The sequence below is a fragment of the Achromobacter sp. 1012554356 genome (assembly GCF_059760815.1).
Window position 1 is genome coordinate 1 of sequence record NZ_JCBANC010000042.1, and the last position, 18129, is coordinate 18129.

The window sequence follows — 18129 nt, forward strand, 5'->3', positions numbered from 1 at the left end:
CATCTTGAGCCCGCGGCCCAAGGGTGTCAGACACCGGCCGGACCCGCCGCCGCAGCCGCCACGAGGTGTCTGACACCCTGGTGAGAAGCGCTTCATCCTGAGCCGGCGGCTCAAGGGTGTCAGACACCGGCCGGACCGCCGCCGCAGCCGCCACGAGGTGTCTGACACCCTGGTGAGAAGCGCTTCATCTTGAGCCGGCGGCCGAAGGGTGTCAGACACCGGCCGGACCGCCGCCGCAGCCTCCGCGAGGTGTCTGACACCCTGGTGAGAAGCGCTTCATCTTGAGCCGGCGGCCCAAAGGGTGTCAGACACCGGCGGCCAAGCTGCCACCGACGCTCCCCCATCCGGGCAAACCCGCATCTTTGGCACAAAATTATTTCGGATTGTTACGCTATACTCGTCCGCTGCTTGGTTCGGGATTTCCGATAAAAGGAGCGCCGCATGGTGATGATGCTGCCCTTTGTGACTGGGACGTTGGCAGTATGGTTTGGTCTCGTGGGCCGGCGCCGCCCCTGCGTGACGTTCTGGCTGCTGACTTTGGCCATCTTTGCCGCCTGGTGCAAATACCACATGACCAGTCCGCTGGCGTTGTCTCTGTAAAGCGGCGGCGATGATCTTTTCCAGCAACCCGGCGCGCGGCTCGCGCATTCTCAATGCCCTGGCGCTGCTCGGGGTCACCGGCATCCTCTGCATGGCCTTCGCGTGGCAATTCGCGTATGACGAACTGCCGTGCCCGCTATGCCTGCTGCAGCGCGTGGCGCTGATCCTTGCCGGTGTGGGTTTCCTCTTGAACCTGCGGCTGGGCCCATCGCCGATGCACTATGCGATGAGCATTGCCGGCGCGCTGGCCGGCATGCTGGCCGCGGGACGCCAGGTGCTGCTGCACATTGCGCCGGGCGATGCGGGTTACGGCACCCCCTTTCTGGGCGTGCACTTCTATACCTGGGCGTTCGTTGCCTTCACGGCAATCATCGTGTTCTGCGTCGTCATGCTGTGCGTGGACCGCAAGTGGGGCGACAGCATGCTCAAGAAGCCCGTCTCGGCACTGGGCATGGTGGTCATGGCCCTGTTTTTCATCGTCGCCCTGGCCAACGCCGGCAGCACCACGCTGCAGTGCGGTTTCGGACCGTGCCCCGACGATCCGGTCAGCTACCTTTTGCTGAAAAGCGCCGCGTCGCCATAGCGGTCTCCGGCGCCGGGTAAAATACCGGGTTTCGCGGGCTGATCCCGCGGTCCCCCGACATTTCGCGGCGCGTGCGCCGTGGTCTCAACTACTAGACACCGGTTATGACAGACCAGACTTCCGCAGCGGCGCAAGCCTCCCCCGTGGTGGGCGTGATTATGGGATCTTCCAGCGATTGGGAGGTCATGAAGCACGCGGTGACGATGCTGGAGGATTTCGGCGTGGCCTACGAGGCGCGCGTCATCTCCGCGCACCGCATGCCGCAGGACATGGCCGAGTACGGCGCCGCGGCGCACCAGCGCGGCCTGCGCGGCATCATCGCCGGCGCCGGCGGCGCGGCGCACCTGCCGGGCATGATGGCCGCCCTGACCGAAGTGCCGGTCTTCGGCGTGCCGGTCCCCTCCAAGTACCTGCGGGGCGAAGACTCGCTGCTGTCCATCGTGCAGATGCCCAAGGGCGTGCCCGTGGCCACCTTTGCCATCGGCGAAGCCGGCGCCGCCAACGCCGCGCTGCACGTGATCGCCACGCTGGCGGGCACCGATGCCGGCCTGCACGCAAAGCTGGTGGCGTTCCGCGCCCGCCAGACGCAAGCCGCGCGCGACATGAAGGTTCCGCCCGAGGCTTGATGCGAATGACTCAATCGACTCCTTTCCTCATCGCGCCCGGCGGCTGGCTGGGCATGCTGGGCGGCGGCCAACTGGGCCGCATGTTCTGTCACGCCGCGCAAAGCCTCGGGTACAAGGTCGCCGTGCTGGACCCGGCCGCGGAATGTCCGGCCGGCATGGTGGCCGACCTGCACATCCAGGCCGCCTATGACGACGAGGCCGGCCTCGCCCGCCTGGCGCAGACGTGCCAGGCCGTCACCACCGAATTCGAAAACGTTCCCGCCGACAGCCTGCGCGCGCTGGCGACCCGCTGCCGCGTCAGCCCGGCGGGCGACGCCGTGGCCATCGTGCAAGACCGAATCGCTGAAAAGACCTTCATCGCGGCGCAAGGCATCCCGGTCGCGCCGCATGCCGCGATCCGCAGTGAAGCCGATCTGAACGCCGCCTCGGATGCGCTGTTCCCCGGCATCCTGAAGGTCGCGCGCCTGGGTTATGACGGCAAGGGCCAGGCCCGCATCAACACCCGCCAGGAAGCGATCGCCGCCTTCGCCGAATTCGGCGGCGTGGCCTGCGTGCTGGAAGCGTTGATGCCGCTGGACTACGAAATCTCGGTCGTGCTGGCGCGCGGCTTTGATGGCGCGAGCGTAGTGTTTCCCGTGGCGCGCAACGTGCACCGCGACGGCATCCTGGCCGTGTCCACCGCGGCGCCCGTGCAGCAGGACGCGGCCCACGCCGAACGCCAGGCCCGCGCCACCGAAGCCGCGCAAGCCATCGCGCAGGGGTTGGGCTACCACGGCGTGCTGTGCGTGGAGTTCTTCGTGCTCCAGGACGGCAGTCTGATCGTCAACGAGATCGCGCCGCGTCCGCACAACAGCGGCCACTACACGATCGACGCCTGCGTCACCAGCCAGTTCGAGCAGCAGGCGCGCGCCATGGCCGGCCTGCCGCTGGGCAGCACCGACCTGCTGGCGCCCGCCGTCATGCTGAACATCCTGGGCGACATCTGGTACGCCGACGCCACTGGCGATGCGCAACGCGAACCCGATTGGGCGGCCGTGCTGGCCGTGCCGTCGGCCAAGTTGCACCTGTATGGCAAGCGCGAGGCGCGCCGTGGCCGCAAGATGGGCCACATCACGATCGTGGCGGCCACCTTGCAGCAGGCCCGTGACGACGCTGCCCGCGTGGCAGCCGCGCTGGGCATGCAGGCTCCCGAGTAAGCGACACGCCGATGTCTTCATCCCCGTCCGCCAGCGCCGCGGAAATCGCGCACGCCGCCCAGCGCATGCTGGACGGCGAACTGGCCGCCTTCCCGACCGAGACCGTCTACGGCCTGGGCGCGGACGCCGAAAACCCGCAAGCCGTCGCCAAGATCTACGCGGCCAAGGGCCGGCCCTCGAACCATCCCGTCATCGTGCATATCGCGCCGCAGGGCGACGTGGCGTATTGGGCGGCGCACGTGCCGCCCGAGGCGCAACTGCTCATCGACGCGTTCTGGCCCGGTCCGCTGACCCTGATCCTGAAGCGCGCGCCCCACATCGTCGACACGGTGAGCGGCGGGCAGGACAGCATCGGCATCCGTTGCCCATCGCATCCGGTGGCGCAGGCGCTGCTGGCGGCGTTTGCGGCCGGCAAGCCGAACGGGCAGGGCGGTGTGGCGGCGCCGTCGGCCAACAAGTTTGGTCAGGTATCGCCCACCCGTGCCGAACACGTGCGCAACGAGTTCCCCGACGAGGTCGCCGCCGGCATGCCCGTGCTGGAAGGCGGCGCGTCGGACGTCGGCATCGAATCCACCATTCTCGACCTGTCTCGCCTGGATCGCGGCGCGGGGCCCGTGCTGCTGCGGCCCGGCCACATCAGCGCCGCACAGATCGAGGCCGTGCTGGGCGTGCAGGTCTTTGCGCCCGACGCAGCCGCACCGCGCGCGTCCGGCACGCTGAAGGCGCATTACGCGCCGCGCACGCCGCTGGAACTGGCCAGCGAGGCTCGCATGAACGACGTGCTGGCCGGACGCAATCTGCCCGAGGGCCGCGTGGTGCTGGTGGCCTACGACCCGCAACCCGCCGCATCCGATCCTCGTGTGCAGTGGCAGCCGGTATCCGCAGACCCGGCGCGCTACGCGCAGGCGCTGTATGGCTTGCTGCGCGATCTGGACGGTCAGGGGTATGCGCGCATCATCGTGCAGGCGCCGCCCGCCACTGATGACTGGCACGCGGTCAACGACCGCATCGGGCGGGCCGCCGCGGCCTTCACGCTGGATACCACCGGCCTGTAGCCTGCTGGCTGCTCACGCGGCCAGGAATTCCCCGATTCGTTCCACGGCCTGCCGCAAGGGCGGCAGGAACTCGTCCTGCAGGCGGTTGAGCGGCACGCGCGCCGCCTTCACGCTGACATTCACTGCGCCGCAGGCCTTGCCGCTGGCCGATCGCACGGCCACCGAGATCGCGCGCACGTTCAACTCCAGTTCCTGGTCGACCACCGCATAGCCTTGCTCGCGGATGCGCGCCAGTTCCGCGCGCAGTTTCGCCTCGGTGGTCAGCGTGAACTCGGTGTAGGGCTGCAGGTCGGTTGCCGCGAAATACCGCGCCAGCGCGGGCTCGGGCAGTTCCGCCAGCAGCACGCGCCCGATCGACGTGCAATACGCGGGCAGGCGGCTGCCCAACCCCATCGACGTGGCCAGCAGGCGGTTCACCTCGGACCGCGCCAGGTACAGCATTTCGTGGCCTTCCATGATGGCGAGCGCGCAGGTTTCGTTCACGGTCGCGCTCAATTCTTCCAGCACCGGCTGCGCCAGCGAGACAAACGGCGTGGACGAAAAGTATGCGTAGCCCAGCCCAAGAATGCGCGGCGTCAGTACGTAGAGCCGGCCGTGCTGCTCGGCCATGCCCAGCAAGATCAGCGTGTGCAGGCAGCGCTGCACGACGGCGCGCGGCAGACCCGCGCGCCGGCTCAGTTCGGCGGCGGTCTGCGGATGGCGGCGCGTGCCGAAGGCGCGGATGACATGCAGGCCGCGCGCCAGCGTCAGCATGTAGTCCGGGTCGCCGCGCAACTGGTCCGGATGGTCTTCGGCCGTGGGCGGCGCTGCGTAGCCGGGAGCGGGCAGGTTGGGCAGCATCAGCCTGCGCGCAGCGGCGCGCCGGTGCGCGTCTGCAGTTCGGTCAGAGTCATGCCGTCGATCATATCCCGGACCACCAGGCCGTCCGGCGTGACGTCGATGACCGCGAGGTCCGTGTAGATGCGGTTGACCACGCCCGCGCCGGTCAGCGGATAGGTGCAGCGCTCGACGATCTTGGAATCGCCGTTCTTGCTGTTGTGCTCCATCATGATGAACACGCTGCGCGCGCCCACGGCCAGGTCCATCGCGCCGCCGACGGCGGGCGCCTCGCCTGGCTTGTTCAGCGACCAGTTCGCCAGATCGCCATTGGCCGCAACCTGCATGCCGCCCATGACGCAGATGTCCAGATGGCCGCCGCGCATCATCGCGAACGAGTCCGCGTGATGGAAGTACGAGCCGCCCGTCAGCAGCGTTACGGGCTGCTTGCCGGCATTGATGAGATCCAGGTTGATGTCGGCCTCGGCCGGGGGCGGGCCCATGCCGAGGATGCCGTTTTCGCTGTGCAGCACGATCTCGCGGCCCTCGGGCAGATGGGCCGCCACCAGCACCGGCATGCCGATGCCCAGGTTCACGTAGCTGCCGTCGGGAATGTCCAAAGCCAGGCGGCGCGCCATGGCTTCGCGGGTCAGGGGACGAAACATGCGGACTCCTACACGCTGATGGCGTTAACTGGAAAAGGCGGCGTTCGGCACTTCGGTCACGCGCTTGACGAAGATGCCCGGGGTCACCACGGCCTCGGGCGGCAGCTCGCCCAGTTCGGCCTTGGCGCGCACCTGCACGATGGTGGTCTTGGCGGCCATGCACATGATGGGACCGAAGTTGCGCGCGCTCATGTTGTAGGTCAGGTTGCCCCAGCGGTCGCCGCGGTCGGCCTTGACCAGCGCAAAGTCGCCATGCAGCGGTTCCTCGAATACGTGGCCGCGGCCGTTGATGATGCGGGTCTCCTTGCCGCGCGCAAGCTCGGTGCCGTACGCGGTGGGCGTGAAGAAGCCGCCCAGTCCGGCGCCGGCCGCGCGCAAGCGTTCGGCGATGGTGCCTTGCGGTACGCATTCGAGTTCGATGCGGCCTTGCCGGTAGAGCTCGTCGAAGACCCACGAGTGCGAGGCCTTTGGAAACGAGCAGATCACCTTGCGCACGCGCCCGGCCTTGACCAGCGCGGCCAGGCCCGTCTCGCGATTGCCGGCGTTGTTGCTGACCACCGTGAGCTCGCGCGCGCCCTGGTCAATCAGGGCATGGATCAGTTCGGTGGGCATCCCGGCCCCGCCGAACCCGCTGATGAGCACGGTGGCGCCGTCGTGCACGTCTGCAACCGCGGCCTCGGGGGTGTCGAAGAACTTGTCGATCATGGGGGGGCTCCGATGAGGCGGGCGCTGCGGCGCCCGGCCTCGCTCAGTTCACGGTGATGTTTGCCTGTTTGATGATCTCGGCGTAGCGCGCCGAGTCCTTCTTCATCAATTCGGCAAACTCGGCCGGCGTGCCGCCCACCGGCAGAAAGCCCGCGTCCACGAACTTCTGCCGCACGTCCGGCTCTTTGACGATCTCGCTGATCTCGCGCGCCATGCGTTCGATGATCGGCTTGGGCGTGTTGGCCGGCGCCATCAGGCCGGCCCACGAGCCGGTGACAAAGCCCGGCATGCCGGCTTCTTCCATCGTGGGAATGTCCGGCTCCGTGGGCCAGCGCGCCTTGCCCGTGAACGCCAGCGCCTTCAGGCGGTTCTGCTTCACGTATTGCATCGGCACGAGCACGGGATCGAACACCATGCTCACGCGGTTGCCCAGGATATCGGTCAGGATCGGCGCGCTGCCCTTGTACGCCACGTGCGTCATCGTGATCTTGTTCTGCAGCGCGAAGTCGGCGCCAGTCAGGTGGGCGCTCGAGCCGTTGCCGCTGGACGCGTAGGTGAGCTTGTCCGGATTCTTGCGGGCATACGCAACCAGCTCCGCCACGGTCTTGACGGGAAGCTCGTTCGCCACGAACAGGAACAGCGGCAGATCCGCCATCTGCACAACGGGCGTCAGGTCCGCAGGCGTATAGCCCAGCTTGTACAGGTGAAAGTTGATGATGTAGGCCGGCAGCATCGACAGGAACGTGTAGCCGTCGGGTTCCGCCTTGGCGGCCAGCGCCGACCCCAGGCTGCTGTTCGCGCCCGGCCGGTTCTCGACGACGATGGTCTGGTTCAGGCGCGGGCCCAGCTTTTCCATCACGATGCGCGTCACGATGTCGGTGGATCCGCCTGGTGTGTACGGAACGATGATCTTGATCGGCTTGCTGGGCCAGTTGTCGGCCGCGTACGCGGGACCGGCGGCCAGGCTGGCAGCCGCCAGCGCGGCGAACAGGACATTTTTCAGAACGCGGCGGCGGTCAGTGACCGCCGGGCGATGGGGCTGCGACTTGCATGCATGTGCCATGGACTTGTCTCCTCCATGAATCGGCCGATTGCCGCTGTGCGTCCGGGTTTTTATGTGACGCGACGGCTTTTTAAAGGGGCTGCGGCTTTGCTGACTATCGGACAAAGACGCAAAAAAAGTATGGCACGGGGGAATCGGCACGACGGCGCATGACCGCCCCAAAAAAGTTCGATCACCGGACACGGGGAAGTGGCGCCCGTGCGTCCGTTTTACGGGTTTTCACTAGCGATTCGCGCGTTGTTCACAGGGTGGACATGCCTTAATCTGGCGGCCGGTCCAGTAAGGCAGGACCTGGTTTCAACTGTCCCCGGCTACGAGCCCAGGGCGGTCATCTATCTCAGGAGAAGCAGAACATGAAGCGGAAATTGATGGTTGCGGCCGGCGCGATTGCCCTGGCCTGCGCGTCCCAGGCGGCGATGGCCGGTCCCACGCTGGACGCGGTGAAAAAGAAGGGATTCGTGCAGTGCGGCCTGACGGACGGGGTGTCCGGATTCTCCGCGACGAACAGCAAAGGCGAATGGGAAGGCATGGACGTGGACATCTGTCGCGCGGTGGCCGCGGCGGTGTTTGGCGATGCCTCCAAGTTCAAGGGCACCGCGCTGTCCACCCAGCAACGCTTCACTGCACTGCAATCGGGCGAGGTCGACGTGCTGCTGCGCACCGTGACGCTGACCCAGACGCGCGACACGTCGCTGGGCCTGTCCGCCGTGGCCGCCAGTTTCTATGACGGCCAGGGCATCCTGGTGAGCAAGAAGCTGGGCGTCAAGAGCGCCAAGGAACTGAACGGCGCCACAGTCTGCGTGCAGCCCGGCACCACCACCGAACTGAACCTGGCCGACTGGTTCCGCGCCAACAACATCGAGTTCAAGCCGGTCGTGATCGACAAGGTCACGGAAGTCGTGCGCGCCTTTGAATCCGGCCGCTGCGACGCCTTCACCGACGACGCCTCGCAACTGGCCGCGGTGCGCGCCACGCAGGTCGCCAACCCGAACGACTACGAAATTCTGCCGGAGCGTTTCTCGAAAGAGCCGCTGGGCCCCATGGTGCGCCAGGGCGACGAGAACTGGCTGGGCATCGTGCGCTGGACGCTGTTCGCGCTGCTGGAAGCCGAGGAGTACGGCATCACCCAGAAGAACGTGGACGACATGCTCAAGAGCAAGAACCCCAACGTGCTGCGCATCCTGGGCGTGACGCCGGGCGCCGGCAAGAACATGGGGCTGGATGAAAAGTGGGCCTACAACGCCATCAAGGCCGTGGGCAACTACAGCGAAGTGTTCGAGCGCAACGTGGGCAAGGACAGCAAGCTGGGCCTGCAACGCGGCACGAACGCGTTGTGGAACCAGGGCGGCGCGATGTATCCGTGGCCGATCCGCTGATACGTAATCACCCATAGCGGCCGGATAAACCCGTCCGATGCAATCGCGCAAGGCCTCCTTCGGGAGGCCTTGCTGTTTCCGGGTGCGACCCGAACGGGAACGAGGCGTGCCTCGGAAAGGGGACGCCTTGGCACGTCTGCGATAGAATGCGAGCGATTCCCATTTGCAGATAACCGCCCGCCGCGCCATGCTTCCGCCTTCCACGCTTACCTCGGACCATCCTCTGCTGGCCCGGATCTACACCGAAGACAGGCCATGGCTGCTGGGTCGCCTTTACACCCGGCTGCGCAACCTCGAAGACGCCGAAGACGTCGCGGGCGACACGTTCGTGCAGCTCATCCAGACGCCGCGTCTCGCCTCCGTGCGCGAGCCGCGCGCGCTCATCATCACCATCGCCAAACGCCTGGTCTGGAAACTGTGGCGCCGCCGCGAGCTGGAAGCCGCGTGGCTGGAAAGCCTGTTTCATCAGGGCGAGCAGTTTGCGCCGTCGCCGCAGGAACAGCTTGCCATCCTGCAGACGCTGCAGCAGGTGGACCAGATGCTCGACGGCCTGTCTGCGAAGGCGCGCGCCGCGTTCCTGTACAGCCAGCTCGACGGCCTGACGCACAAGGAAATCGCCGCCGCGCTGGGCGTGTCGGTGAGCATGGTGCGCCAGTACATCTCGCAGGCGCTGCAGCGCTGCTACGCGCTGGCGGATGCGCAATGAGCCGCGAGCAAACCGTGGCCGAGGCCGGGGACCGCGCGATCGGCTTCTGGGTCAAGCTGACCTCGGGCGAGGCGACGGACGCCGATCACGCCGCCTGTGCCGCCTGGCGCGCGGCTGACCCGGCCCACGAACATGCCTGGGCGCGGCTGCAGCAGGGCCTGAGCCAGTCGGTGGGACGGCTGGAATCGGTCATGAAGAACGAGCATCACGCGCTGCGGCGCACGCTGGTGCGTCCGGCGCGCCGCCGCGTGCTGCTCAACGCGGCCGCCTTGGCCGGCGCCGCCGCGGCCGGCGGCTGGGTGGCCAACCGCATTTCCCCGCTGGGCAATCTGACGGCCGATCTGGGCACCGCCACGGGTGAACGCCGGACCTACACGCTGCCGGACGGCAGCCTGCTGACCCTGGATGCGCGCAGCCGGGTGGACTTGGACTTCACGGCGGACGCGCGCAGCGTGCGGCTGCTGGAGGGCGCGTTGGTGGTGCAGCCGCGCACCGGCCTTACGGCGATGTTTGCGGTGCACACGGCGCACGGGCAGGTCCGCAGCGCGGGCGCGGGCTGCATGGTGCGGCTGGAAGAGGAAGCCAGCCTGGCCGTGGCGTTGCAGAGCAGCGTCGAAGTGCTTCCGCGCGATGCGTCGCCGCTGACGCTGGCGATGGGGCAAGGCGCGCGTTTTGGCGCCGCCTGGGCGGACCGCCCGCAAGCGATGGAAGACGCCGCGTCGTGGCGCGAGGGATGGCTGAAGGTGCGCGACCAGCCGCTGGGCGAGATTGCCGCGGCGCTGGCCAGCTACCGCACGGGCGTGCTGCGCGTCAGCCCGCAGGCCGCCCGCCTGGCGGTGTCCGGTCTCTATCCGCTGGACGACACCGAACGCGCGCTGAGCGCGCTGGAACACACGCTGCCGATCACGGTCAGCCGCTATACGCGCTGGCTCACTTTGATCGACGTCCGGCCGGCCTGACCGGTTTTTTTCACTTTTTTTCGCACGAGGACTGTCACTTTTCCGATCTCGCGGCACATACCCAGATATCACTGTGCGCAACGTATCGGAGAGCTTCATGCGCGTTTTGCCTGTTCCCCATGTCCTGAGTATCGCCGTGGTCCTGGCGGCGTCCAGCCTTGGCCAGCCCGTCCAGGCCCAGCCGCGGGCACCCATCGCGTTCGATCTGCCCGCTGGCAGCCTGGACGCCACGCTGACCGAGATTGCGAGGTTGAGCCGGACCGTCGTTTCCTACGATCCGCAGCTCGTGCGCGGCCTGAATGCCCCCGCGGTGCGGGGCGTATACACCACGGACGCTGCGCTGCGCGCCGCCCTGGCGGGCAGCGGACTCGAATCCACACAGGCCGCGGACGGCACGCTGACCCTGCGGCGTGCGCCGCCTCAGACCCCCACGCTCGCACCGGTCACGGTGTCCGGTAATTTGCCGCCCGTGGATACCAGTGACACCTACGTCGTGCAGGTGACGAACAGCGCCACGCGCCTGAACCTGTCGCAGCGCGAGACGCCGCAATCGGTAACGGTGGTGACGCGCCAGCGCATGGATGACCAGTCCATGCGGAACCTGGACGACGTGTTGCAGGCGACCACCGGCATTTCGGTGGTTCAGAGCGGTTCGGAGCGCTCGACCTACCAGGCGCGTGGCCAACAGATCGACAACCTGCAAATCGACGGCGTGCCGGTCAACATCACCAACCCGTATTCGTTCGACGCCATCAACAAGCCCACCACCGAGATCTATGACCGGGTCGAGGTCGTGCGTGGCGCCACGGGCCTGCTGGAAGGGGCCGGCAACCCGGCGGCCGCCATCAACCTGGTGCGCAAACGGCCCGGCTACGAGACGACGGGGGTCATGACGGTGTCGGCGGGATCGTGGGACGACTACCGCACCATGCTCGACGTGTCCTCGCCTTTGAACGACGCCAAGACGCTGCGCGGACGCGCCGTGATGGCTTACACCAATTCGGGCGACTTCCAGCAACATGCGGGCAAGGAGAACACGCTCTTCTACGGCATCCTGGAGGCCGACATCACGCCCGCCACCACGGTGACGGCGGGCCTGACCTACCAGAAGGACCGCAACCAGGGCTATGACTGGTCCGGCCTGCCGACGCGGACCGACGGTTCGTTCTACCCGATGTCGCGCAAGACGAGCCTGGTCGGCGACTGGAACTACGTGAACAAGCGCAACACCAACCTGTTCGCCGACATCAGGCATGAATTCGACAACGGCTGGAAGTTCACCCTGGCCGGGAACTGGCTGTCCGCCAAGTCGGACTTCCTGGGAAATTACACGCAGCGCACCACCGGCGACCTTTTCACACTGAACCCGCGCCTCTTCCATTTCAACGATACGCAGTGGGGCGTGGACGCGTATGCATCGGGCCCGTTCCAATTGCTGGGCCGCCAGCATGAGCTGGTGGTGGGCGCCTCCACGCGCAAGGACGACTTCGACTATCACGGTGGGCGCGACGCCAGCTATCGCTACGTGGTCGACATGAACGACCTGAGCGCCTTCGATCCGCCCGTGCCGACCGGGCTGGACGTGGACATGTGGCAGTACAACATCACGCAGAAGCAGCAAGGGATTTACACCGCCGGCCGCTTCAGCCTGACCGACAGCACGACCTTCCTCGTCGGTGCGCGCATGAGCTGGTTCGAATTCGACCGCTTTGCGCAGACCACCGTGCGCACAGGAAGCCGCTATGAGCAGCGCGGCAAGGTCACGCCGTACGCTGGTGTGGTGCAGGACCTGAACGAGAACCTGTCGGCGTACGCCAGCTATACCGAAATCTTCAAGCCGCAGGAAAACATTGGCGTCGACGGCAGCGTGCTGCCGCCGATGACGGGGCAGAACTACGAGATTGGTCTGAAGGGCGAGTTCATGGACCGCCGGGTGAACGCCGCGCTGGCGCTGTTCCAGACGGACCAGAAGGGCCGGGCCGACCGGATCTACGACATGGACCTGTGCCCGCCGGGCGTCCTTTCGTGCTTTCGCGCTGCCGAGAAGGTGCGCAACCGGGGCGTGGACTTCGAGATCAACGGCGCCATCACGCCGGCCTGGAATGTCAGCCTGGGCTACACGTACACGCAGTCCAAATATGCGCAGGGTCCGCTCGCCGGCCAGACATTTGCCAGCACCTTTCCGCGTCACCTGCTGAAGGTGTCCACCGACTACCGACTGCCGGACCAATGGAACAAGCTGCGCGTGGGCGGCTCGGTCTATGCGCAGAGCGGCATCTTCAACACCGGCACGACGGGTGGAGTCGACTACAGGATTTCGCAGGGCGCCTACACGCTGGTCGGCCTGCATGCGGTCTACGACGTCAACAAGAACCTGGCGGTGCAGTTCAATGTGGACAACCTCTTCGACCGGAATTACTACCAGTCGGTGGGCAACACCGACTACTTCAATTACTTCGGCCAGCCGCGCACTTTCCGCCTCGCGCTGCGCGCCACGTTCTGACGGCATGCGAACCGGGGGCGGCCGTCCGCTTCCCGGGCGCCTCCCTGTTATGTTCCGCCAGGCGGAACACTGCCCGGAATGGTTCCATGCGCGCAAGCGGAAATGGCACTATCGCGAATCCGCCAGGCTCCCTATGATGTCCGTTGCGCGGGTGGCCTTGCCACCCGCTACTGCCATTGATAACTACCAGGGAAACAACGATGAACGGCGCCGATAGCCTTTGCGACACCTTGCTTGCCAATGATGTGGACGTTTGCTTTGCAAATCCGGGCACATCCGAGATGCACTTTGTGGCGGCCCTGGATCGCAAGCCCAAGATGCGCTGCGTGCTGGGCCTGTTCGAAGGCGTGGTGACGGGCGCGGCCGACGGCTACGCGCGCATGGCCGACAAGCCGGCAGCCACGCTGCTGCACCTGGGCCCGGGCCTGGGCAATGGCCTTGCCAATCTGCACAACGCCAAGCGTGCGCGCACGCCGATGGTCAACATCGTGGGCGACCACGCCACCTATCACGTGCAGTACGACGCGCCGCTGACCAGCGACGTGGAAGGCGTGGCGCGGCCGATGTCGCACTGGGTCAAGCGCACGATGACGGCATCGGCCTTGTCCGCGGATGCCGCCGAGGCCGTGGCCGTGGCGTGCCGTTCGCCGGGCAACATCGCCACGCTGATCCTGCCGGCCGACACGGCCTGGACCGAGCTGCCCGATAACGCGCCCGCGCCCATCGTGGCCAAGGACGAGCCGCTGGCGCAGACCACCGCCGACGCCGTTCGCGCCGCCGCCGCCGCCATCCGTTCGGGCGAGGTCACCGTGCTGATGCTGGGTGGCGCCGCGCTGCGCGAGCGCGCCCTGAACGCCGCCGGCCGCATTGCGCGGGCCACCGGGGTGCGCCTGGTGTCGGAAACGTCGAACCGCCGCATCGAGCGCGGCGGCTCGCGCACCCCCGTGGACCGCCTGCCGTATCCGATCGACATGGCCGTGGCCAAGCTGAAGGACGTGAAGCATCTGGTGCTGGCGGGCGCCAAATCCCCGGTCGGCTTTTTTGCCTACCCCGGCAAGCCCAGCCTGCTGGCCCCGCAGGACAGCAACCAGCTCGTGCTGGCCACCGCCGACCAGGACCTGCCGCACGCGCTGGAATGGCTCGCCGACGAACTGGGCATCGCCGCCGACGCGCCGCGGCTGCTCGCGCCCGCGCCCAGCTATGAAGTGCCTGCCTCCGGCAAGCTGACCAGCGCCGCGGTCAACGTTCTGGTTGCGCACCACCTGCCCGAGCAGGCCATCGTCTGCGACGAGTCCATCACGCAGGGGCGCGAATTCCCGCTCTACAGCGTCAACAGCGCGCCGCACGACTGGTTGATGCTGACCGGCGGCGCGATTGGCATCGGCCTGCCGATGGCGACGGGCGCGGCGGTCGCTTGCCCCGACCGTAAGGTGGTGACCCTGCAGGCGGACGGCAGCGGCATGTACACCTTGCAGGCGTTGTGGACGCAGGCACGCGAAAACCTGGATTGCCTGACCATCATCCTGGCCAACCGTTCCTATGCCACGCTGCACGGCGAAATGAAGAACGTGGGCGTGCAGGAGCCGGGCCGCAATGCGCGCCGCATGCTGGACCTGCAGGATCCGCATCTGGAATGGACCCATCTGGCGCGCGGCATGGGCGTCGAAGCCGTCAGCGTGGATACGGTCGAAGGCTTTGCGCGCGCGCTGGCCGAAGGCCTGAAGCGCCGCGGCCCCTTCCTGATCGAAGCGGTGATCTGACGATTGCCGCATTGGCGCGAGCGCTTGGCGAATCGTCTTCGCACGCGCCGCGCCGCTACACCCCCAGATAGCGCGTCAATTGCTCCGGCTGTTGGGCAAGCGACGCGCTGTCGCCATCCTGCACGATCAATCCCTTTTCCATGACCAGGCACCGGTCGGTGTGTTCCAGCACCGCCCGGTAGTTGCGGTCCACGATCAGCGTGGACATGCCGGTCGCGCGGATCTCGCGGATGATGCGCCAGATCTCAGCCACGATCAGCGGCGCAAGGCCCTCGGTGGCCTCGTCCAGGATCAAGAGATCGGGATTCGTCATCAACGCGCGGCCGATGGCCAGCATCTGCTGCTCGCCGCCCGACAACTGCTGACCACCGTGGCCCAGGCGCTCGCGCAGGCGCGGAAACGTATCCAGCACGCGCGCGTACGTCCAGTCCTGCCCCGCGCGCTTGCCGGGGCGCGCCGCCACCTGCAGGTTCTCGCGCACATTCAGGTTGGGAAAGATGCCGCGCCCCTCGGGCACGTAGGCCACGCCCATGCGTGCAATCGCATGCGGCTGCGCGTGCGTGCAGTCGCTGCCCCGCACCCGCACGTTGCCCTGCGCGCTTTTCACATGGCCCATCAGGCTGCGGATGAGCGTGGTCTTGCCCATGCCGTTGCGGCCCACGAGGCCCACCGATTCTCCTGGCGCGATGTGCATGTCCACGCCCCGCAGCACATGGCTGGCGCCGTAGTACACATGCAGGCCGCCGGCCTCGATCAGCGTGTGCATCAATGGGCTCCTTGTCCGTCTTCGCCCAGGTAGGCGGTGCGCACCTCGGGATTGGCGCGGATCTGCGGCGGCGCGCCGCTTGCGATCGCGCTGCCGTTGACCATCACGGTGATGGTTTCGGCGATGCGGAACACGGCGTCCATGTCGTGTTCGACCAGCAGGATCGCGTGGCCGGCCTTCAGCGTCTGCAGCAGGTCCAGGATGCGGTCGGTTTCCTCGGGACCCATCCCCGCCAGCGGTTCGTCCAGCAGCAGCACCTGCGGTTCGCCCGCGAGGCACATCGCGATCTCCAACTGGCGCTTGCGGCCGTGGGCCAGCAGACCGGCGGGTTGCCGGGCGTCGGCGGCCAAGCCGGTGCGGTCCAGTGCCTCGGCGGCCAGGTCGGCGCTGCGCCGGCAGCTCGCGGCATCGCGCCACCAGTGCCAGAAGCGCTGGCGGCTGGCCTGCGCGGCCAGCCGGCAGTTTTCGAAAACGCTCAGTTCAGGAAAGATGGTTGACCGCTGGTAGCTGCGGCCCAGCCCGGCGCGCGCGCGCTCGGGTTGCGGCCACGCGGTGATGTCGCGGCCCGCCAGCGTGACCTGCCCGCTGCTGGCCGCCAGTTCGCCCGACAGGATGTTGATGAGCGTGGACTTGCCCGCGCCATTGGTGCCGATGACGGCGTGCACCTGACCGCGCTGCAATTCGAGCGACACGCCGTTGACCGCGGTCAGGCCGCCGAAGCGGCGCGTGACCGCGCTTGCGGCGAGCAGGACATCAGACATGGCGTTCTCCCTGAATGGGCAGGCGGGACGCAGGCGCCGTGCCTTGCGCGCGTGCCGGGGTAATGACGTCTCTGGCGGCTTTTCGGCTCGCGTCCGCCGTCCGTGCATGGCGGCGCTCGCGCCATTGCGCGGGCAATCCCGCCAGTCCGTTCGGCAGCAGTGCCACCAGCGCGATGATGGCCAGGCCCAGCGGCAGGTGCCAATGGCGCGCGTAGTCGCCAAACAATTCCTGCGACTGGAACAGCTCCTGCAGCAGCACCATCGTCACCGTGCCCAGCACCGCGCCGCCCAGGCTGCCCATGCCGCCCAGAATCACCATCAACAGCACCAGCCCCGATTGTTCCCACGCCAGCAGTTCGGGCGTGACAAAGCCGTCTTTCAGCGCAAACAGAAAGCCCGCCAGCCCCGCCAGCGTGGCGCCAATGACGTATGCGGCCAGCTTGTACGGATACGTTGAATAGCCGGCCGCGCGCATGCGCTGCTCGTTGATGCGGATGCCGGCCAGCGCCGCGCCGAACGGCGAGCGCCGCAGCAGCGCCAGAAAACCCCACGCCAGCGCCAGGCACGCAAGGACGAAGAAGTAGAACGTGGTCCCGTTGCTCAGATCGAATGGCATCCAGCCGCCCAGCGAGAGCTCGGGCCGGAAGTACAGATAGATGCCGTCGCTGCCGCCGCCGATCTTGGTGTCGTGAAAGACGTAGTAGGCCATCTGCGAGAACGCCAGCGTGACCATGATGAAGTACACCCCGCGCGTGCGCAGCGCCAGCGCGCCGGTGACCAGCGCATAGGCGGCCGCGGCGAGTAGCGCAGCCGGCAGCAGCCACCACAGCCCGGCCGCTTCCGACTCGGGCGACAGCAGCGCCGCCACGTAGGCGCCAATGCCGAAGAACGCGGCGTGTCCCAGGCTGACCAGCCCCGCGCCGCCGACCAGCAATTGCAGGCTCAGTGCGAAGATCGCGTAGATCATGATCTTCACCACCAGGCCGGTGTAGTAGTCGCTGCCGCTGAACGAAAAGGCGGCCAGCGCCAGCAGCGCCGCGAAGGGCAGAAGTCGGTTGAGCAGAGGCGTGCGCATGCGTGGGTCCTTTTGATGTCGACAGGACCTAGCCCTGTTTGAACAGCCCTTCGGGCTTGCAAAGCAGAATGAAGGCCATCAGCAGATAGACCAGCACGCCCGCCGCGGAGGGGAAGAGCACCTGGCCGAAGGTCTCGGCAAAACCGACCAGCATCGCGGCCAGGAACGCGCCGCGGATCGACCCGATGCCGCCGATCACCACCACCACGAAACAGATGATCAGCACGCCGTTGCCCATGCCGGGATACACCGACGAGACGGGCGCGGCAATGCTGCCGGCCAGCGCCGCCAGCGCCACGCCGGCCGCGAACACCACGCGGTAAAGCTTGTTGATGTCGATGCCCAGCGAGCTGATCATCTCGCGGTTGCTGGCGCCGGCGCGCAGCATCATGCCCAGCCGCGTGCGCGAGATGATCCAGTACAGCAGCAGCGCGACCGCAATGCCGACGGCCGAGATGAACAGCCGGTAGACGGGATAGGTCATCACGTCACCCAGCGCAATGCTGCCCTGCAGCCACGACGGCAGCGGCACGCCGTGCACGTCGTTGCCCACAAGAATGCTGCGCAGTTCCTCGAACACCAGGATCAAGCCGTAGGTCATCAGCACCTGCTGCAAGTGGTTGCGCTTGTACAGGTAGCTGAAGAACGCGGCCTCCAGCACATAGCCCAGCACGCCGGCTGCCAGCACGCAGACGGCCAGCGTCGCGAGAAACCCGCCACCCAGCCAGCGGTCGACCACCGGGCCCAGCGCAAACGCCATGTACGCCCCGATCATGTAGAAACTGCCGTGGGCCAGGTTGATGATGCCCATGATCCCGAAGATCAGCGTGAGTCCGCTGGCCACCAGGAACAGCAGCAAGCCGTACTGGAATGCGTTCAGGCTCTGGATGAGCAGGATGCTGATGTCCATGGGG

At 67.0% G+C, this 18129-nt stretch carries 18 protein-coding genes; 10 read left to right on the forward strand and 8 right to left on the reverse strand.

The window, feature by feature from the left end; translation table 11 throughout:
- Window positions 1-441: 441 nt before the first annotated feature.
- From AC6LJW_RS20135 to AC6LJW_RS20155, 5 genes are all read left to right on the forward strand, one after another.
- A complete protein-coding gene (locus AC6LJW_RS20135) occupies window positions 442-600 on the forward strand; it encodes a DUF5993 family protein (protein ID WP_175138208.1) in 159 nt (52 codons plus the stop codon).
- 10 nt (window positions 601-610) lie between these two features.
- On the forward strand, window positions 611-1183 hold the full coding sequence (locus tag AC6LJW_RS20140) for a disulfide bond formation protein B (protein WP_498088121.1): 573 nt from the start codon (window positions 611-613) through the stop codon (window positions 1181-1183).
- Window positions 1184-1287: 104 nt separating this feature from the next.
- Window positions 1288-1809 (forward strand): 5-(carboxyamino)imidazole ribonucleotide mutase, encoded by a 522-nt coding sequence (purE, locus tag AC6LJW_RS20145; RefSeq protein WP_056570908.1) that lies wholly within the window; start codon window positions 1288-1290, stop codon window positions 1807-1809.
- 5 nt (window positions 1810-1814) lie between these two features.
- A complete protein-coding gene (locus AC6LJW_RS20150) occupies window positions 1815-3005 on the forward strand; it encodes a 5-(carboxyamino)imidazole ribonucleotide synthase (RefSeq protein ID WP_056570906.1) in 1191 nt (396 codons plus the stop codon).
- 11 nt (window positions 3006-3016) lie between these two features.
- Window positions 3017-4060: an L-threonylcarbamoyladenylate synthase gene (locus tag AC6LJW_RS20155; RefSeq protein WP_056570904.1), complete on the forward strand. Its 1044-nt coding sequence runs from the start codon at window positions 3017-3019 to the stop codon at window positions 4058-4060.
- 12 nt (window positions 4061-4072) lie between these two features.
- Here AC6LJW_RS20155 and AC6LJW_RS20160 read toward each other — a convergent pair whose 3' ends face one another.
- The 4 genes from AC6LJW_RS20160 to AC6LJW_RS20175 are packed head-to-tail and all read right to left on the reverse strand — an operon-like array spanning window position 4073 to window position 7309.
- Complete coding sequence (locus AC6LJW_RS20160) at window positions 4073-4900, reverse strand: IclR family transcriptional regulator domain-containing protein (protein WP_056570902.1); 828 nt, start codon at window positions 4898-4900, stop codon at window positions 4073-4075.
- Complete coding sequence (locus tag AC6LJW_RS20165) at window positions 4900-5541, reverse strand: 3-oxoacid CoA-transferase subunit B (RefSeq protein WP_498088122.1); 642 nt, start codon at window positions 5539-5541, stop codon at window positions 4900-4902. The genes AC6LJW_RS20160 and AC6LJW_RS20165 overlap by 1 nt, the downstream gene beginning before the upstream one ends.
- 24 nt (window positions 5542-5565) lie before the next feature.
- A complete protein-coding gene (locus AC6LJW_RS20170) occupies window positions 5566-6246 on the reverse strand; it encodes a 3-oxoacid CoA-transferase subunit A (RefSeq protein ID WP_498088123.1) in 681 nt (226 codons plus the stop codon).
- Window positions 6247-6289: 43 nt separating this feature from the next.
- On the reverse strand, window positions 6290-7309 hold the full coding sequence (locus tag AC6LJW_RS20175) for a Bug family tripartite tricarboxylate transporter substrate binding protein (RefSeq protein WP_498088124.1): 1020 nt from the start codon (window positions 7307-7309) through the stop codon (window positions 6290-6292).
- A 353-nt stretch (window positions 7310-7662) separates the two neighbouring features.
- Between AC6LJW_RS20175 and AC6LJW_RS20180 the strand changes: the two genes are divergently transcribed.
- The 5 genes from AC6LJW_RS20180 (at window position 7663) to AC6LJW_RS20200 (ending at window position 14613) form a co-directional block, all read left to right on the forward strand.
- A complete protein-coding gene (locus AC6LJW_RS20180) occupies window positions 7663-8685 on the forward strand; it encodes an amino acid ABC transporter substrate-binding protein (RefSeq protein WP_056570894.1) in 1023 nt (340 codons plus the stop codon).
- 187 nt (window positions 8686-8872) lie between these two features.
- Window positions 8873-9391: a sigma-70 family RNA polymerase sigma factor gene (locus AC6LJW_RS20185; RefSeq protein ID WP_056570892.1), complete on the forward strand. Its 519-nt coding sequence runs from the start codon at window positions 8873-8875 to the stop codon at window positions 9389-9391.
- Complete coding sequence (locus AC6LJW_RS20190) at window positions 9388-10350, forward strand: FecR domain-containing protein (RefSeq protein ID WP_498088125.1); 963 nt, start codon at window positions 9388-9390, stop codon at window positions 10348-10350. The genes AC6LJW_RS20185 and AC6LJW_RS20190 overlap by 4 nt, the downstream gene beginning before the upstream one ends.
- Window positions 10351-10447: 97 nt before the next feature.
- The gene (locus tag AC6LJW_RS20195; RefSeq protein ID WP_175125884.1) at window positions 10448-12853 is read left to right on the forward strand and encodes a TonB-dependent siderophore receptor; all 2406 of its coding nucleotides are present in this window, start codon (window positions 10448-10450) and stop codon (window positions 12851-12853) included.
- Window positions 12854-13053: 200 nt separating this feature from the next.
- Window positions 13054-14613: an acetolactate synthase large subunit gene (locus AC6LJW_RS20200; protein WP_498088126.1), complete on the forward strand. Its 1560-nt coding sequence runs from the start codon at window positions 13054-13056 to the stop codon at window positions 14611-14613.
- Between the two features lie 55 nt (window positions 14614-14668).
- Here AC6LJW_RS20200 and AC6LJW_RS20205 read toward each other — a convergent pair whose 3' ends face one another.
- Genes AC6LJW_RS20205 through AC6LJW_RS20220 form a run of 4 tightly spaced genes read right to left on the reverse strand, consistent with a single transcriptional unit; the run spans window position 14669 to window position 18125 of the window.
- On the reverse strand, window positions 14669-15379 hold the full coding sequence (locus AC6LJW_RS20205; RefSeq protein ID WP_056570884.1) for an ABC transporter ATP-binding protein: 711 nt from the start codon (window positions 15377-15379) through the stop codon (window positions 14669-14671).
- Complete coding sequence (locus AC6LJW_RS20210) at window positions 15379-16140, reverse strand: ABC transporter ATP-binding protein (protein WP_427986998.1); 762 nt, start codon at window positions 16138-16140, stop codon at window positions 15379-15381. The genes AC6LJW_RS20205 and AC6LJW_RS20210 overlap by 1 nt, the downstream gene beginning before the upstream one ends.
- Window positions 16133-17215, reverse strand: coding sequence for a branched-chain amino acid ABC transporter permease (locus tag AC6LJW_RS20215; RefSeq protein ID WP_082579046.1), 1083 nt, complete (start codon window positions 17213-17215; stop codon window positions 16133-16135). The genes AC6LJW_RS20210 and AC6LJW_RS20215 overlap by 8 nt, the downstream gene beginning before the upstream one ends.
- A 28-nt stretch (window positions 17216-17243) precedes the next feature.
- Window positions 17244-18125 carry a branched-chain amino acid ABC transporter permease gene (locus AC6LJW_RS20220; protein ID WP_056570880.1) on the reverse strand — a complete coding sequence of 294 codons (882 nt, stop codon included), beginning with the start codon at window positions 18123-18125 and terminating at the stop codon, window positions 17244-17246.
- Between the last annotated feature and the right edge of the window lie 4 nt (window positions 18126-18129).

Excerpts from the sequence above, each read along its gene's own strand:
- AC6LJW_RS20135 (WP_175138208.1), top strand. The coding sequence starts at position 442 with ATGGTGATGATGCTGCCCTTTGTGACTGGGACGTTGGCAGTATGGTTT.
- AC6LJW_RS20140 (WP_498088121.1), top strand. The coding sequence starts at position 611 with ATGATCTTTTCCAGCAACCCGGCGCGCGGCTCGCGCATTCTCAATGCC.
- purE (WP_056570908.1), top strand. The coding sequence starts at position 1,288 with ATGACAGACCAGACTTCCGCAGCGGCGCAAGCCTCCCCCGTGGTGGGC.
- AC6LJW_RS20150 (WP_056570906.1), top strand. The coding sequence starts at position 1,815 with ATGACTCAATCGACTCCTTTCCTCATCGCGCCCGGCGGCTGGCTGGGC.
- AC6LJW_RS20155 (WP_056570904.1), top strand. The coding sequence starts at position 3,017 with ATGTCTTCATCCCCGTCCGCCAGCGCCGCGGAAATCGCGCACGCCGCC.
- AC6LJW_RS20160 (WP_056570902.1), bottom strand. The coding sequence starts at position 4,900 with ATGCTGCCCAACCTGCCCGCTCCCGGCTACGCAGCGCCGCCCACGGCC.
- AC6LJW_RS20165 (WP_498088122.1), bottom strand. The coding sequence starts at position 5,541 with ATGTTTCGTCCCCTGACCCGCGAAGCCATGGCGCGCCGCCTGGCTTTG.
- AC6LJW_RS20170 (WP_498088123.1), bottom strand. The coding sequence starts at position 6,246 with ATGATCGACAAGTTCTTCGACACCCCCGAGGCCGCGGTTGCAGACGTG.
- AC6LJW_RS20175 (WP_498088124.1), bottom strand. The coding sequence starts at position 7,309 with ATGGCACATGCATGCAAGTCGCAGCCCCATCGCCCGGCGGTCACTGAC.
- AC6LJW_RS20180 (WP_056570894.1), top strand. The coding sequence starts at position 7,663 with ATGAAGCGGAAATTGATGGTTGCGGCCGGCGCGATTGCCCTGGCCTGC.
- AC6LJW_RS20185 (WP_056570892.1), top strand. The coding sequence starts at position 8,873 with ATGCTTCCGCCTTCCACGCTTACCTCGGACCATCCTCTGCTGGCCCGG.
- AC6LJW_RS20190 (WP_498088125.1), top strand. The coding sequence starts at position 9,388 with ATGAGCCGCGAGCAAACCGTGGCCGAGGCCGGGGACCGCGCGATCGGC.
- AC6LJW_RS20195 (WP_175125884.1), top strand. The coding sequence starts at position 10,448 with ATGCGCGTTTTGCCTGTTCCCCATGTCCTGAGTATCGCCGTGGTCCTG.
- AC6LJW_RS20200 (WP_498088126.1), top strand. The coding sequence starts at position 13,054 with ATGAACGGCGCCGATAGCCTTTGCGACACCTTGCTTGCCAATGATGTG.
- AC6LJW_RS20205 (WP_056570884.1), bottom strand. The coding sequence starts at position 15,379 with ATGCACACGCTGATCGAGGCCGGCGGCCTGCATGTGTACTACGGCGCC.
- AC6LJW_RS20210 (WP_427986998.1), bottom strand. The coding sequence starts at position 16,140 with ATGTCTGATGTCCTGCTCGCCGCAAGCGCGGTCACGCGCCGCTTCGGC.
- AC6LJW_RS20215 (WP_082579046.1), bottom strand. The coding sequence starts at position 17,215 with ATGCGCACGCCTCTGCTCAACCGACTTCTGCCCTTCGCGGCGCTGCTG.
- AC6LJW_RS20220 (WP_056570880.1), bottom strand. The coding sequence starts at position 18,125 with ATGGACATCAGCATCCTGCTCATCCAGAGCCTGAACGCATTCCAGTAC.